A 14,339-nucleotide genomic window follows, 5' to 3' on the forward strand; every position below is an offset into this window, starting at 1 on the left:
ACCGGTGGTGGCGATCCGCAGGTACGCGGCGCACACGTCGGCGCCGACCCGTCCTGCGGCCGGTTCGCCGCCGACGTGTGCGCCGCGTACCTGCGGATCGCCACCACCGGTCGGGCCGACCAGGCCGCCGTGGAACTGCTGCGCCGGTCCAGCCCGGCGGGCGTGCTGGACCGGATCAAGGCGCCGACCCTGCTGGTGCAGGGCGAGGCGGACACCCTCTTCCCGCTCGGTGAGGCGGACGCCAACGCCAAGGGCATCGCCGCCGCCGGCACGCCGGTGCGCGTCGCCTGGTTCACCGGTGGGCACGACGGCGGCGCGGGCCCCCGTTCGGACTCGGACCGGGTGAAGTTCCTGACCGTCCAGTGGCTGGACCACTACGTCAAGGGCGAGGGCGACGCGCCCGGCGACGACTTCACCTGGTCGCGGATCGCCGGCTTCGACGCGCTCGACCGGGGCCTGGTCGCCACCGGCTTCCGCCGCGCCGACTACCCGGGCCTGACCGGCACCGCCCGTCGGGAGGTCGTGGTCACCGGCCCGGCGCAACCGATCGCGAACCCGCCGAACGGCAACCCGGCCGCCATCTCCTCGGTCCCGTTCGCGGGCGGGCTCGCCTCGCTGCTGGACGGGGTGGCCGGCGACGTGCCCGGCCAACACGCCCGGTTCGAGTCGGCGCCGCTGACCGACGCGGTCGACGTGGCCGGCGCCCCCACCGTCACCCTGCGGGCCGCCTCACCGACCGGCGAGGCGGTGCTCTTCGTCAAGCTCTACGACGTCGACCCGGAGGGCGCGGCCACCCTGCCGAACGGGCTGGTCGCCCCGATCCGGCTCACCGGCCTGCCGCAGCGGGTGCAGGACGCCCGCCCGGTCACCGTGACGCTGCCCGGGATCGTCCGACGGGTGGAGGCCGGCCACCGGCTGCGCGTCGTGGTGGCCACCTCCGACCAGGCGTACACCACGCCGGCCCAGCCCACCGTCTACACGGTGGCGGCGGACGGCGCGGTCAGCCTGCCCACGGTCGGCGGGGAGCCGATCCCCACCACGGCGACGATCTGGCGCTGGGTGCTCGCCGGCCTGCTCGCCGCCATCGCGATCGGTCTCGTCGTGGTCGTGGCCGTGGTCCGCCGCCGGCACCGCCGCCAGGACCGGTCGGTGCATCCGGAGTACGCGGACACGCCGCTGGCCGTGCGCGCACTGCGCAAGGAGTACGCGGACGGCTTCGTCGCGGTGTCGAACGTGGACTTCGAGGTGCACCCGGGTCAGGTCGTGGGCCTGCTCGGGCCGAACGGCGCCGGTAAGACCACCACGCTGCGGGTGCTGATGGGGCTGACCCAGCCGACCGCCGGGGAGATCTACGTCTTCGGTCGCCGGCTGGTGCCCGGTTCGCCGGTGCTCTCCCGGATCGGCGCGCTGGTGGAGGGGCCGGGCTTCCTGCCGCACCTGTCCGGACTGGACAACCTGAAGGCGTACTGGCGGGCCACCGGTCGGCCGTGGGAGGACGCGCAGTTCGACGCGGCGCTGGAGATCGCCGGCCTGGGCGACTCCGTGCACCGGAAGATCAGGAACTACAGCCACGGGATGCGCCAGCGACTGGCCATCGCCCAGGCCATGCTCGGCCTGCCGGAGCTGCTGGTGCTGGACGAGCCGACCGACGGGCTCGACCCGCCACAGATCGCCGAGATGCGCCGGGTGCTCCAGCGGTACGCCACCGACGGCCGGGCGGTGCTGGTCTCCAGCCACCTGCTGGCCGAGGTGGAGCAGACCTGCACGCACGCCGTCGTGGTGAACAAGGGCCGGATCGTGGCGTCCGGGCCGGTGGAGGAGATCGTGGGCGAGTCGCCGAGCGTCCTCTTCGACGTCACCGACCCGGTGGCGGCGCGGGCGGTCCTGGACCGGCTGCACGGGGTCCGGGTGCTGCCGGAGAGCGATGGTCAGCTGGTGGTCGACACCAACGGCACGGCCCGCAGCGACGTGGTGGCCGAGTTGGTGCGCGCCGGCATCGGTGTGGACCGGGTGGTGCCCCGGCGCCGCCTGGAGGACGCGTTCCTCGCCCTGGTGGGCGAGAACTCTCGGGGAAGCGGTGACCGGTGATGGCTGGCTCTTCCGTCGAGACGCCGATGGGCGTCACCGACCCGGCCGGCGCGGCCCGGGGCTACCGGCCGTCGGCGACGATGCCGTTCGCGGCGGAGTTCCGTCGGCAGGCGTCCCGGCGGCGGACCCAGCTGGCGCTCGGCTTCATGGTGCTGCTGCCGCTGATCATCCTGATCGCGTTCCAGTTCGATTCGGGTGGCGACGACGACAACGGCCGCAACGAGTTCTCCAGCCTGGTCGAGCTGGCCACCTCGGGTGGCCTCAACTTCACTCTCTTCTCGATCTTCGTGTCGGCGTCGTTCCTGCTGGTGGTGGTCGTCGCGCTGTTCTGCGGCGACACGGTGGCCAGTGAGGCCAGCTGGGGCAGCCTGCGCTACCTGCTGGCGATCCCGGTGCCCCGGGCCCGGTTGTTGACGGTGAAACTGGTGGTCGCGCTCGCGTACTCGGGGCTGGCCCTGGTCCTTCTGGCCGGCACCGCGCTGCTGGCCGGCACGCTGCGCTACGGCTGGTCGCCGCTGCGCAGCACGGTCGCCGCCGAGCTGGAACCCACCGAGGGGCTGCTCCGGTTGCTGGCCGTGCTCGGCTACCTGGCGGTCGTCCTGCTGGTGGTGGCCGGGCTGGCGTTCCTGCTGTCGGTGACCACGGACGCCGCGCTGGGCGCGGTGGGCGGCGCGGTGCTGCTCTGGATCCTGTCCAGCATCCTGGACCAGATCACCGCCCTCGGCGCGCTGCGCGACTTCCTGCCCACCCACTTCAGCACCGCCTGGCTGGGGCTGCTCTCCACCCCGGTGCAGACCGACGACGTGGTGCGCGGCAGCATCTCGGCGATCAGCTACGCGACGCTGTTCTGGGGGCTGGCCTTCTGGCGGTTCACCCGCAAGGACATCACGTCATAGCCGGCTGTCGGGCGGGCTGACCGACGACGGCACCGCGCTCGGTGCCGGCGGTGGGGCCGGGCGCGTCGGCACCGGTGTGGACGGGTCGGCCTTCTTCCAGGCGCTGACGCCGATCCGGCCGGTGTTGCCCAGGTCGACGGGCCCGTCCGGGTCGACCTCCGCGGCCGGCTGCCCGGCAGCGGGCGCCACCGTCAGATACTCCCCGTTGGTGGCCACCACGGTCGGATCGGTGACCAGGTTGCGCCAGAGCACCACGGCGGTGGCCCGCTCCCGAGGGGCGAGAGTGACCTTCCGGGGCGGCTGGTCGAAGCCCGAGGTGATCTCCTTGGCGCCGTTGACCACGCGCAGCATGATCGGCTCGCGCTGCTCGTCGAACAGGTGCAGCACCGGGTACCCGTTGAGCTGGTACGGGCGGTCACCGCAGTTGACCAGTTCGAGGCCGAGGGCACGCAGACCCATCGCGGCGTCCGACCCGGTCGACCGGATCTGGATGCCGGACGCCGGACACTCGGCCAGCGGGTCGGGGCTCGTGGACGCTCCGGGCGCGGTGACGCGTCCGGGCGGCGTGCGCGGGCCGTCCCCGGACTGGCCGCGATGATCGGCGGACTGACAGGCGCCGAGCGTGAGCGCCGCCGCGACCGCCGCGACCGTCCGGGTCGCCGTGCCGGCCCGTCGCCGTGTTGCCGTCCTGCGGAAGATCATGAGCCGATCCTCGCGTACGTGGCCGTCCCGCCCGCTGCTGGCTCGGTCGGACCTACTCCTGATGGGCCTTTGGGGCTGAATCGTTTGCGACATCGCTCGATACCGTCGAGCCACCGACAGCGGCACCGCAGCCTCCGTAACCCGGTCATCGGTGAGCAGGTCAGCCGCCGCCAGCGCTCTGGCGGCGTGTCGCAGTCCTCAAGCCATGACTGCGGCGAGCGGTATACCTCAGAGTCATTTTTATGACTCTGAGGTATACCGCTCGGGAGTGACCCTGTGCCCGGCGGAGTCCGGGTCGAGGCGAACCGCGCCGCGGCGCGACGAGGCCGGGATCCCACCCCGTGTTCAGGGCAGCTTCACGGGCTGTACGGGGAGCCGTACAGGCTGTACCGTCACTCCGGGAGCGCTCCCATGGGCACCGCGATCGATGTGAGGTGATCCCTGGCACGGGCTGGCCAGGGCTGTTCCTGTCAATGGAGGTATCCATGAACGTCTCTCGGCTCGGCGGGCCGACCCTGTCCCTGTTCCGCATCGTGACCGGACTGCTGTTCACGTTGCACGGCCTGTCCTCGGTCTTCGGGTTGTTCGGCGGCAACCCGATGACCGGCAAGGCGGTACCGCTCGGCACCTGGCCGGGCTGGTGGGCCGCCCTGATCCAGCTCATCTGCGGCGCGCTCGTGCTGTTCGGCCTCTTCACCCGACCCGCCGCGCTGCTCGCGTCCGGCTCGATGGCGTACGCCTACTTCGTCGTGCACCAGCCGGACGGCCTGCTGCCTCTGCACAACGGTGGTGAGCTGGCAGCGCTCTTCTGCTGGTCGTTCCTGCTGGTCGCCGCACTCGGCTCGGGGCCCTGGGCGCTCGACCCGCTGCTCTTCCGACGTCGCGCCGACGATCCGTCGCCACCGGTGGCCGAGCCCAGCCCGGTATCCGTCTGACCGCACCCGTGCCGCGCGTGGCCGGAGCCTCGACGAGGTGGCTCCGGCGACGCGCCGGCGCCAGCGGGGCGCCGGCGCCAGCGGGGCGCCGGCGAAAGCGGGTGGTGTGGCGTCAGGCCGGCGGGCGGGGGGTGAGAACCGCGTCCAGCAGGCCGGGGTAGAGGTGGTCCAGCTCGTCGCGGCGGAGCCGGACGTAGCGGCTGGTGCCGGCGGCGCGGGTGCGGGTCAGGCCGGCCTCGCGCAGCACCTTGAGGTGGTGGCTGCGGGTCGCCTTGGAGACTCCGAATTCGAAGGTGCCGCAGGCGTGCTCGCCGCCCTCGGCGAGCGCCCGCACGATCTGCAACCGCACGTCGTCGGCGAGTGCGGCCAGCACGGCGGTGACCGGTACGGCGGCCAGGTCGGGTTCGTGCGGCTCCATGTGAGCAGTGTAACCCTTGTTCGACAATCGTCGAACATCCTCCTAGGGTCGGTGTCGTTGGTTCGACGATACTCGAACATAGGAGCTGCCGATGCGATCCCGCGCCGCCGCCTACCCGCTACTGGCTGTGCTCAGCTGGGGAGTGATGTTCCCGATCCTGGCCAGTGCGCTTCCCCGGGTCGATCCGCTCAACCTGACCACCGCGCGCTACCTGCTGGCCGCCGTCATCCTGGTCGGCATCCTGCTGCTCCGCGAGGGCGTCGGCGCGCTGCGGCTCGGCGGCCGGGCGGTCGAGGTGGCGGTGCTCGGCGTGGTCGGCTTCGCCGGCTTCAACGTGCTCACCAACCTGGCGCTGGAGCACGCCGCACCGCAGCAGATCGCCCTCTTCGTGGCGACCACCCCCGTCATCACCCAGCTGGTCCGCTGGGTCCGGGACGGCGTACGGCCGAAGCCGCTCCTGCTGGCCCTCTCGCTGGTCGCGCTCCTCGGCGTCGGGCTGGTGATCACGCGCGGCAGCCTGGCCGGCGTCGGTCAGTTCGGTCTCGGCGGTCTGATGATGATCGGCGCGGTGCTCGGCTGGGGCATCTACACCCACGGCGCCGGCCGGTTCGGCGGTTGGTCTCCGCTGCGGTACACCACCCTCACCGCGCTCGCCGGCACGGCCGCCATGCTCGCCGCGAGCGTGCTCGCCGACGGAATCGGCTGGCAGCACGCTCCGGGCGCCGCCGACCTGGTGGCGGTTGCGCCGCAGCTGGCGTACGTCGTGATCCTGGGCGCCGTGGTCGCGGTGCTGGCCTGGAACACCGGCGTGCAGCGGCTCGGCGCCGCCAACGCCGCGCTGTTCATGAACCTGGTCCCGGTGACCACCTTCGCGGTGCAGATCGCCCGCGGCTACCGGCCGGAGCCGGTCGAGCTGGTCGGTGCCGCGATCACCATCGCCGCCCTGGTCGCCGCGAACCTCGTCACCCGGCCCCGCACCGCCTCCGCGTACCAGGCGAACGCCGTCACCGACCCCGTCGCGGTGATCGACCCCGTCGCGGTGGTGCGCGCCCGCTGACCCACTCACTGGGATCTGCGCTGGAGGCTGCGCCCGGCTTTGCCTAGACTCGACGGCACAACTGAATACCTCATCCAGAGGGGCTGAGGGATACGGCCCGACGACGCCCCGGCAACCACCCCGCGCGCTCACCGCTGAGCGACCCGCGGGGCAGGTGCCAATTCCGTCCCCGCCGCACCGTGCGATGCGGGGAAAGATGAGAGGACCCTCGACATGACGTCGACGCTCGCCGCCTCCGGCATCGACACCTCCGCCAGCCCCGCCCGCGCACTGGTCTGCCGTGCCTGCTCGGCGCGTTACCCGCTCGCCGCCCAGCACGCCTGCTACGAGTGTTTCGGCCCGCTGGAGGTCGACTACGACACGGCCGCCCTGGCCACCGTCACCCGTGCGCAGATCGAGTCCGGCCCGAACAGCATCTGGCGGTACGCCGCGCTGCTGCCCGCCGGTCAGGACCCGGCCACCCGGGTCACCCTCGACCCGGGGCTCACCCCGCTGGTGGCGGCCCCCAACCTCGCCGCCGAGCTGGGCATCACCGCGCCGCTCTGGGTCAAGGACGACAGCGCCAACCCGACCCACTCGTTCAAGGACCGGGTGGTCTCGGTGGCGCTCACCGCCGCGAAGGCGCTCGGCTTCACCCGGTTCGCCTGCGCCTCCACCGGCAATCTGGCCAACTCGGTGGCCGCGCACGCCGCCCGCGCCGGGGTGCCCTCGGTGGTCTTCATCCCCAGCGACCTGGAGCAGGGCAAGGTCATCACCACCGCCGTCTACGGCGGCGAGCTGGTCGCCATCGACGGCTCGTACGACGATGTGAACCGGCTCTGCGGGGAGCTGGTGGAGACCGACGAGTTCGAGGACACGGCGTTCGTCAACGTCAACGTCCGGCCGTACTACGCCGAGGGCTCCAAGACGCTCGGCTACGAGGTGGCCGAGCAGCTCGGCTGGCGGATCCCGGCCCAGGTGGTCATCCCGATGGCCAGCGGCGAGCTGCTGACCAAGATCGACAAGGCGTTCTCCGAACTGGTCGAGATCGGTCTGGTCGAGGCGCCGGCCGGCGGTTGGAAGGTCTTCGGCGCCCAGTCTGCCGGCTGCAACCCGATCGCCACCGCCCTGCACGCCGACACCGACACGATCACCCCGGTCAAGCCCACCGGCATCGCCAAGTCGCTCAACATCGGCGACCCGGCCGCCGGCCTCTACGCCTTGGAGGCGGTCCGCCGCACCGACGGCTGGATGGAGTACGCCGACGACGACGAGATCCGCGCCGGCATCCGACAGTTGGCGCGTACCACCGGGGTCTTCGCGGAAACCGCCGGTGGGGTGACCGTGGCGGTGCTGCGCAAGCTGGTCGAGTCCGGTCGGCTCGACCCGACGGCGGAAACCGTCGTCTTCAACACCGGGGAGGGCCTGAAGACCATCGACGCGGTGGCCCACCAGGTCGGTCCGACCCACCACATCAAGCCTTCCCTCCGCGCCGCCCGGGACGCCGGCCTGCTCGGCTGACGTCATCCGCACCGGCTATGTGCGGGCGTGATCGACTCCGTGTCGCCGACCTGGCGGTATCAGGCGACCTGGAAGCCGCAACATCGGCGACACGGAGTGGATCACGCGCTGGGGCTTGCGTGGTTCGGGCGGTTGCGTCCGGTGAGTGGGGGATGGTGGATCGCCCGGATGGGGGACCGGGCCGATCCGCCGGGTAACTGGGTTTTAGCTGTGAGTGTGGAAAACCCGCCGCTCTGGACTTGACGGCAGGAACCGGACGGCGCAAGATGCTCCGTGCGGGAGGGCATTTCGCCGGAGACTTTTGAAGTTCTTGCGACCCAACGCCGGAGGCGTTGTGCGAGTGTCCCTCCCGACCACGTCCGATCAGGCCAGCGAAAATTCGCTGGCCTGATCGCTTTTCCGGGGTGCACGCTCAGCGGCATGACCATCACCATCGCGTCGTTCGACGGCGCCGACCGCGTTGCGGTCGACGAGGCGTACCGGATCGGCGCGGCGGCCAACGAGGTCGACCTGCCGGACTTCCCGCCCTTCTGCCGGCAACGGTTCGACGCGCTGTTCCACACGCCGATGCCCGGTACCGAATCGCTCTGGGCGCTGGCCCGGCTGGACGGCGCTCCGGCCGGCTACCTCCAGCTGGACCTGCCGCAGCTCGACAACACCGACAACGCCACCGCCGAGCTGACGGTGCATCCCGCGCTGCGGCGCCGAGGCGTCGGTCGCGCACTGCACGAGTACGGGGTACGCCTGCTCCGCGAGCACGGCCGCAAGCGGGTCGTCGCGATGACCGTCTCGGCGCTGCCCGACGGGCCGCCGCGATCAGCGGCGGGAGACGCGTTCGCCGCCGCGACCGGAGCCCAGCCCGCGTTGGCCGAGGTGCGTCGCCGCCTCGACGTCGGCGAGATCGACCGGATCGCCCTGCGCGCGGCGCTCGCCGAGGCCCGGCCGCGGGCGGAGGGCTATCGATCCGTCTGCTGGCAGGGCTCCACCCCGCAGGAGTACGTGGCGGACATCGCCTACCTGGACGGCCGGCTGCTCATGGATGCCCCCATGGGTGACGTGCAGTGGGAACCGGAGCAGGTGGACGCCGAGCGCATCCGTGGCAACGAGCGGGCCCTGGACGCCCGCGGTCGGCGGCGCTACCACCTCGGGATGCGGCACGAGGCGTCCGGTCGGCTGGCCGCCTGGACCCTGCTGGATGTGAGCGCGTCCGCCGACTGGCACGCCTTCCAGCAGATCACCATCGTCGACCCGGCCCACCGTGGGCACCGGCTCGGCCTCATCGCCAAGGCGGAGAACCTGCACCACCTGCTCACGCACGAGCCGGCGGTACGCGTGATCGACACCTTCAACGCGGCCAGCAACAGCTACATGGTGGCGATCAACGACCGGCTCGGGTTCCGCCCGGTGGACTCCTGGACCGACTGGCAGCTCACCCTCTGATCCGCACGGTCAGCCGTCCGGCCGGTCCAACTGTCCGCCCAGCTCGCGGACAGCAGAGTGGAAGTCCTCGTCGGGGGTGAAACCATGCCCCTGCACGGAGGGCGGCACGGTGTCGGTCGGCGGGATGAGCAACCCCTTGGGATCGCGTACCCGCCGGTCGACCCGCGCCGCCGGATCGTCGGGCAGGGCCGGCGTCGGAGCGAACACCGGCCCGGCCACCGGGTCGGTGTACCGCCAGAGGTTGATCCACCGCCACGACAACTGGTCGCCCAGCTTCCGCAACACCTCGTCGTTGACGTACGCCGGAAAGACCCGGCGGTACCGACTCCCCAGGGGAGAGCCGTAGGTGAGCAGGGCGACCCGCCGCCGGCACTCGTCCGGGAGTTGGAGCACGGTCACGGCGATCAGCACGCTGCCGTGGCTCTGGCCGGACAGCACCACACCGTGCCCGTCGGCGGTGAGCTGCCTGACACGGCGGGTCAGCTCCGGAACCGCCCGCTCGACGTAGCAGGGCGGGGCGAGCGGATGCGCGGCGCGCGGCCAGAAGGTGGCCAACTCCCAGAGCACCCCGACCAGCCGGATCGCGCCGGACCGGTAGGCGAACAGTCCCATCCCGGCGAGGACCAGGGCGAACAGGCCGATCAGCAGGGCACCCAGGTCGGTCACGAAGACCACCGGGCGGGCCAGCGGCTCGTCACCGAGCGAGAGAGCGAGCGCACCCGGCCCGAGGCCGGTCACCGACAGTCCGGCCGCCGCCAGGGTGAGCACCGCCAGCACGCCGTACGCGGAGGACAACAGCGGCCCGAGTCGATCCGCCAGCCGGGCGTGCACGATCGCGTCCCGGACGGCTCGGGTCCGTTCCGGTGGCACCCGGGACGCTTCCGGGTAGTCCCGGCGGACCAGATCCTCGGCCGCCCGGCGGCGGCGGCCCCGGCCGAGCCGGGGGGCGAGCAGCGCCGCCACGATCACCACGACCACCGCCAGGGAGAAGCCCAGGGTGACCCAGCGGTAGGCGATCGGCGGCGCCAGCGGTGGCGCGTCGGGGGGCAGCGGCCGGGCCGGCGTCGGGCTGGAACCGCGGTCCAGGTACTCGGCGAGCCCGTAGGTCAGGCCCGAGGAGTACGCGACGCCCAGCCCGATCGCGACGGAGATCAGCACGGGCGCCCCGACCCCGGTGAGCAGGAAACGCGGCCGTGGTAGGTGACGGCGCTGCACCAGGACCATCAGGCCCAACACCGCGAGCAGAACCATCTGCCCGGCGAACAGCCCGGCCACCACCACGCCGTACCCGGGCAGCGTCCCCTCGGCCGACCACGGCGGCCGGGGCGTCAGCGCGTACCCCAGGGTCAGCGCGGTGAGCGCGACCGCCGCCCACCGGATTGTCGACACGCTGAGCTGATCCTGCTCGCCGTGCCGCTCGATTCGTGGCCGACAGAGCAGCACCACCGCGCCGCCGAGCAGCAGCACGTCCGCGGCCAGCAGCAGCCAACCGGGCAGGGCGGCGTCGTGCGGGGCCAGCGCCAGCAGCAGCGTGACGTTGAGCGTCCCGAGCGCCGCCGCGACGTGGACCGAGCGCAGCCGGCGCAGCAGGGAGCGGGTGTCCCAGAAGGCGGGCGTGTCGAGCCGGTCCGCGCCCACCCCCGGCGTCCGGGCGCTGTCCTCGGGAAGCTGCCAGGTCCGGGCGCCGAGCCGCCAGACCACGGCGATCGCGATGACCGGCAGCACGGCCAGCAACGCGAGGCGCTGACCCGGCGGCACGCCACCCAGCCAGGAGATCTCCCGGCGCCCGTCCAGGCACCTGGGGTAGGCCGCGCACTGCCAGGCGATCAGGTCGAGGGACACCCCGACGGTGGACAGCACGTACATCGCGGTCATCGTCGCGGCCAGCAGGCGGCACACCGCTCGCGCGGCGGCGCCGCTCCGGCCGGGGACCGGCAGCATCCAGACCGCGATGTTGCTGAGCATGAACGGCAGCAGCAGGACCAGGGAGAAGGTCCGCCGCGCGGTGCCACCGGTCAGCCTGCTCCAGCGGTACGCCTCCAGCGTCGCCCCGTCCGGCTCCGCCGGGTCGCCGAAGCCGGGCCGGGGTCGGTAGAAACCCGCGTCGTCGTCCCCCGCGACCCGTACCACGATGGGCCGGTCGAGGATCGTCTCCGGACCCTTGTCGGCCACCCCGTGCACCCGGATCTCGGTGATCCCCACCCGTCACCCTTTCCCCTGGCCGGAGCCCGGCGGGTACCCGCTGCCGCCGGGACCAATCCCGGCCCTTCCGCCGGCCTGCTGCGCTGTCGGGCATTGGCGCTTCTGCTCCCCGACGCGGCTGCGGCATGATGGCGGGCATGACGGAGACCCCGCATCCCCTGTACGACAGGCACGCCGACACCCTCAACCGTGCGCTGACCGCGATCACGGAGCGGGGCTACTGGTCCGCCTATCCCGAATCCCCCAGCCCCCGGGTGCACGGCGAAACCGCCGCCGCCGACGGTAAGGCCGCCTTCGAGGCGTACCTCGGTGGCGACTTCCCCCTCGACCAGCCGGGCACCGGCGACCGGGTCGCCACCGAGGCGAGCCCGTTCGGCGTGGAGCTGGCGGTGCGCTACCCGCATGCCGGCCCCGACGAGCTGGTCCGCGCCGCCACCGCCGCGCTGCCGGCGTGGCGCGACGCCGGCCCGCAGGCCCGGGTGGGCGTCTGCCTGGAGATCCTCGACCGGCTGCACAAGCACATCTTCGAGCTGGCCAACGCGGTGCAGTTCACCAGCGGGCAGGCGTTCGTGATGGCCTTCCAGGCCGGCGGCGCGCACGCGCTGGACCGGGCGCTGGAGGCGCTGGCGTACGCGTACGCCGAGATGACCCGGCACCCGGGCACCGCCGGCTGGGAGAAGGCCGCCGGCAAGGGCGACCCGTTGCGGATGACCAAGACGTTCCACGTGGTGCCGCGCGGGGTGGCGCTGGTGATCGGCTGCAACACGTTCCCGACCTGGAACTCGTACCCGGGGCTGTTCGCCTCGCTGGTCACCGGCAACCCGGTGATCGTCAAGCCGCACCCGCGCGCGGTGCTGCCGCTGGCCATCACGGTGAAGTACGCCCGGGAGGTGCTCGCCGAGGCGGGCTTCGACCCGAACCTGATCATGCTGGCTGCCGAGGCGCCCGGCGAGAAGCTCGCCAGCGACCTGGCCCTGCACCGGTCCGTGAAGATCGTCGACTTCACCGGCTCCACCGAGTACGGCGACTGGCTGGAGACGCACGCCCGACAGGCGGCGGTCTACACCGAGAAGGCCGGGCTGAACACGGTGGTCATCGACTCCACCGACGACTTCGCCGGCATGTGCCGCAACCTCGGCTTCACGCTGACCCTCTACAGCGGCCAGATGTGCACCACCTCACAGAACATCCTCATCCCGGCCGGCGGCATCGAGACCGACCAGGGGCACAAGAGCTTCGACGAGGTGGCCGGCGGGATCGCCGCGGCGGTCGGCAAGCTGACCGCCGACCCGGCCCGGGGCGTGGAGCTGACCGGCGCCATCGTCAACGACGGGGTGCTGGAGCGCCTGGCCGAGGTGACCAAGGTCGGCGAGCCGGTGCTGGAGTCCAGGGCCGTGGCGCACCCGGCGTACGCCGACGCGGTGGTGCGTACCCCGACGATCGTGAAGCTCGCCGCGGACGACGCGGAGACCTACGGCCGGGAGTGGTTCGGGCCGATCTCGTTCGCGATCGCCACCGAGTCGACCGCGCACAGCCTCGACCTGCTGCGCCGGACGGTCGGCGAGAAGGGCGCGCTGACCGCGGGGGTCTACTCGACCGACGAGGCGGTGCTGGACGCGACCGAGGCGGTGGCGGTCGAGGTCGGGGTGCACCTGTCCTGCAACCTCACCGGCGGGGTCTTCGTGAACCAGTCGGCGGCCTTCTCCGACTTCCACGGCAGCGGCGCCAACGCGGCGGCCAACTCGGCGCTGACGGACGGGGCGTACGTGGCGAACCGGTTCCGGATCGTGCAGTCGCGGCGGCATGTCTGATCTCTAGTTGCGGTCTCTGGTTGCGGTTGGGGTTTCCGGGGCGCGCTGGTCGGGAGGCCGCCGGACCGTGGGTGGGCGCATCACCGGGGTCTTGCCTATGGGAGGTCAGGCTTTGCGGCGCATCTGGAGTTCGGTGAGTGCGGGGATGGTGGGGTGCGGGACGCGCACGCCGGTGTCGACGAAGCCGATTCGCTGGTACGCCCGGTAGGCCCGGTCGTTGCCGACCACCACCTCCAGCATCAGCTCGGGTCGCCCGCACGCCCGTGACCAGGCAGCCACCGCGTCGACCAGTTCCGCGAGCAGCCCGGTGCCCCGCCAGGCGGGGGTGATGTAGACCGCGTAGATGACGGTGAGACCGGATTCGGTCGGGGTGACCGTGCCCCCGGCGTGCCCGACCAGCCGGCCGCCCGGGTCCGCGACGAACTGCGCGGTGTCGGATCCGACCGCGGTGTACGCGATCCGGGCGGCGTAGTCGGCGTGCGGTCGGGCCGCCGCGTCGGCCACGGTCTCCAGGAAGGCCAGCGGCGCGTCAGCGAGCATTTCCAGGCGCAGCGCCCGCATCCGTGCGGCGTCCTCCGGCCGGACCCGGCGAATCTCCGCCTGCGATCGGGCGGCCCCGCGCGGATCGGTCTTCATGCCCGCATGCCTACCACAGCGGCGGACGGCGACTCGGACCGCGCGGTCACCCCCGACCGGGACAATCATCGGCGTGAATCGGGGTGATCGGAAACCGGGTCGACCGGCGCCGCCTGGAATGGCCACGGCGCGTTCGGAATATGCCCGATTTGCGGTCGTGCGCGGCCGTCACTCCTCGTGTAGCGTGCGATTTCGGTCACCCGTTTCAGCGGCCGTCATCGATCGCCGGAGCGGTGGCCCGGAGGCGCCCGGCCGTGCCGCGCGCCAGGGCAGGCAACGCTGCGCAGAGTGAGGAAGTGCACCGTGGCACAGGGCACCGTTAAGTGGTTCAACTCGGAAAAGGGCTACGGCTTCATCGCCGTCGACGGCGGTCAGGACGTCTTCGTCCACTTCTCGGCGATCGAGATGGACGGCTACAAGGCTCTGGACGACGGCCAGCGGGTGGAGTTCGAAGTCGCCCAGGGACAGAAGGGCCCGCAGGCGGAGCGGGTGCGCGTCATCGCCTGAGTGGGTCGACGCCAGCGGGGCCCTGAGGGCCGGGGCTGCGTCACGCGGCCGCACCCTGGAAGATCGTGAACCATTCCAGCCGTCGCTGAGGAGGGTTCATGTCCGACCAGCCGCCCCCGGCCGTCCCACCCCCGGGTCAGCCCGACC

The 14,339-nt window shown here is 72.3% G+C and carries 12 protein-coding genes and 1 riboswitch; of the genes, 8 read left to right on the forward strand and 4 right to left on the reverse strand.

The genetic code is table 11. The annotated features are described in order from the left end of the window. On the forward strand, nucleotides 1-2,088 hold a 2,088-nt coding region (locus EAD98_RS25750), incomplete at its 5' end, for an ATP-binding cassette domain-containing protein (RefSeq protein ID WP_121656573.1). Further along, nucleotides 2,088-2,984: an ABC transporter permease gene (locus EAD98_RS25755; protein ID WP_121656574.1), complete on the forward strand. Its 897-nt coding sequence runs from the start codon at nucleotides 2,088-2,090 to the stop codon at nucleotides 2,982-2,984. The genes EAD98_RS25750 and EAD98_RS25755, both read left to right, overlap by 1 nt. Here the strand turns inward: EAD98_RS25755 and EAD98_RS25760 are convergent. Further along, a complete protein-coding gene (locus EAD98_RS25760; protein WP_199723552.1) occupies nucleotides 2,979-3,686 on the reverse strand; it encodes a DUF4232 domain-containing protein in 708 nt (235 codons plus the stop codon). The two genes, EAD98_RS25755 and EAD98_RS25760, sit on opposite strands and share 6 nt — an antisense overlap. Before the next feature lie 485 nt (nucleotides 3,687-4,171). On the opposite strand from EAD98_RS25760, the gene EAD98_RS25765 reads away from it, so the two are divergent. Continuing rightward, nucleotides 4,172-4,621, forward strand: a complete 450-nt coding sequence (locus tag EAD98_RS25765) for a DoxX family protein (protein WP_121656576.1) — start codon at nucleotides 4,172-4,174, stop codon at nucleotides 4,619-4,621. 112 nt (nucleotides 4,622-4,733) lie between these two features. On the opposite strand, the gene EAD98_RS25770 is transcribed toward EAD98_RS25765, so the two are convergent. Then, nucleotides 4,734-5,039: a helix-turn-helix transcriptional regulator gene (locus tag EAD98_RS25770; protein ID WP_121656577.1), complete on the reverse strand. Its 306-nt coding sequence runs from the start codon at nucleotides 5,037-5,039 to the stop codon at nucleotides 4,734-4,736. Nucleotides 5,040-5,130: 91 nt separating this feature from the next. Between EAD98_RS25770 and EAD98_RS25775 the strand changes: the two genes are divergently transcribed. The 3 genes from EAD98_RS25775 (at nucleotide 5,131) to EAD98_RS25785 (ending at nucleotide 9,036) form a co-directional block, all read left to right on the forward strand. Beyond that, entirely contained in the window at nucleotides 5,131-6,096 is a 966-nt protein-coding gene (locus EAD98_RS25775; protein ID WP_121656578.1) for a DMT family transporter, read from the forward strand. Nucleotides 6,097-6,163: 67 nt separating this feature from the next. Continuing rightward, nucleotides 6,164-6,299: riboswitch (SAM riboswitch) on the forward strand. Between the two features lie 10 nt (nucleotides 6,300-6,309). Further along, nucleotides 6,310-7,596 (forward strand): threonine synthase, encoded by a 1,287-nt coding sequence (thrC, locus tag EAD98_RS25780; protein WP_121656579.1) that lies wholly within the window; start codon nucleotides 6,310-6,312, stop codon nucleotides 7,594-7,596. Nucleotides 7,597-8,016: 420 nt separating this feature from the next. Beyond that, nucleotides 8,017-9,036 (forward strand): GNAT family N-acetyltransferase, encoded by a 1,020-nt coding sequence (locus EAD98_RS25785; RefSeq protein ID WP_121656580.1) that lies wholly within the window; start codon nucleotides 8,017-8,019, stop codon nucleotides 9,034-9,036. Nucleotides 9,037-9,045: 9 nt separating this feature from the next. Here the strand turns inward: EAD98_RS25785 and EAD98_RS25790 are convergent, their stop codons facing one another. Beyond that, complete coding sequence (locus tag EAD98_RS25790) at nucleotides 9,046-11,238, reverse strand: hypothetical protein (RefSeq protein WP_121656581.1); 2,193 nt, start codon at nucleotides 11,236-11,238, stop codon at nucleotides 9,046-9,048. A 137-nt stretch (nucleotides 11,239-11,375) separates the two neighbouring features. On the opposite strand from EAD98_RS25790, the gene paaN reads away from it, so the two are divergent. After that, the gene (gene paaN, locus EAD98_RS25795; RefSeq protein WP_199723553.1) at nucleotides 11,376-13,049 is read left to right on the forward strand and encodes a phenylacetic acid degradation protein PaaN; all 1,674 of its coding nucleotides are present in this window, start codon (nucleotides 11,376-11,378) and stop codon (nucleotides 13,047-13,049) included. A gap of 105 nt (nucleotides 13,050-13,154) precedes the next feature. Here paaN and EAD98_RS25800 read toward each other — a convergent pair whose 3' ends face one another. After that, on the reverse strand, nucleotides 13,155-13,685 hold the full coding sequence (locus EAD98_RS25800) for a GNAT family N-acetyltransferase (RefSeq protein ID WP_121656583.1): 531 nt from the start codon (nucleotides 13,683-13,685) through the stop codon (nucleotides 13,155-13,157). A gap of 303 nt (nucleotides 13,686-13,988) precedes the next feature. Between EAD98_RS25800 and EAD98_RS25805 the strand changes: the two genes are divergently transcribed. Beyond that, nucleotides 13,989-14,192, forward strand: coding sequence for a cold-shock protein (locus tag EAD98_RS25805; protein WP_121656584.1), 204 nt, complete (start codon nucleotides 13,989-13,991; stop codon nucleotides 14,190-14,192). The last annotated feature ends 147 nt before the right edge of the window (nucleotides 14,193-14,339 follow it).

It is taken from the genome of Micromonospora sp. CV4 (genome assembly GCF_003667455.1).
Lineage (GTDB): Bacteria > Actinomycetota > Actinomycetes > Mycobacteriales > Micromonosporaceae > Micromonospora.

What these genes read in the sequence shown, in the direction of transcription:
- EAD98_RS25755 (WP_121656574.1), top strand. Translation starts at nt 2,088, where the DNA reads ATGGCTGGCTCTTCCGTCGAGACGCCGATGGGCGTCACCGACCCGGCC.
- EAD98_RS25760 (WP_199723552.1), bottom strand. Translation starts at nt 3,686, where the DNA reads ATGATCTTCCGCAGGACGGCAACACGGCGACGGGCCGGCACGGCGACC.
- EAD98_RS25765 (WP_121656576.1), top strand. Translation starts at nt 4,172, where the DNA reads ATGAACGTCTCTCGGCTCGGCGGGCCGACCCTGTCCCTGTTCCGCATC.
- EAD98_RS25770 (WP_121656577.1), bottom strand. Translation starts at nt 5,039, where the DNA reads ATGGAGCCGCACGAACCCGACCTGGCCGCCGTACCGGTCACCGCCGTG.
- EAD98_RS25775 (WP_121656578.1), top strand. Translation starts at nt 5,131, where the DNA reads ATGCGATCCCGCGCCGCCGCCTACCCGCTACTGGCTGTGCTCAGCTGG.
- thrC (WP_121656579.1), top strand. Translation starts at nt 6,310, where the DNA reads ATGACGTCGACGCTCGCCGCCTCCGGCATCGACACCTCCGCCAGCCCC.
- EAD98_RS25785 (WP_121656580.1), top strand. Translation starts at nt 8,017, where the DNA reads ATGACCATCACCATCGCGTCGTTCGACGGCGCCGACCGCGTTGCGGTC.
- paaN (WP_199723553.1), top strand. Translation starts at nt 11,376, where the DNA reads ATGACGGAGACCCCGCATCCCCTGTACGACAGGCACGCCGACACCCTC.
- EAD98_RS25800 (WP_121656583.1), bottom strand. Translation starts at nt 13,685, where the DNA reads ATGAAGACCGATCCGCGCGGGGCCGCCCGATCGCAGGCGGAGATTCGC.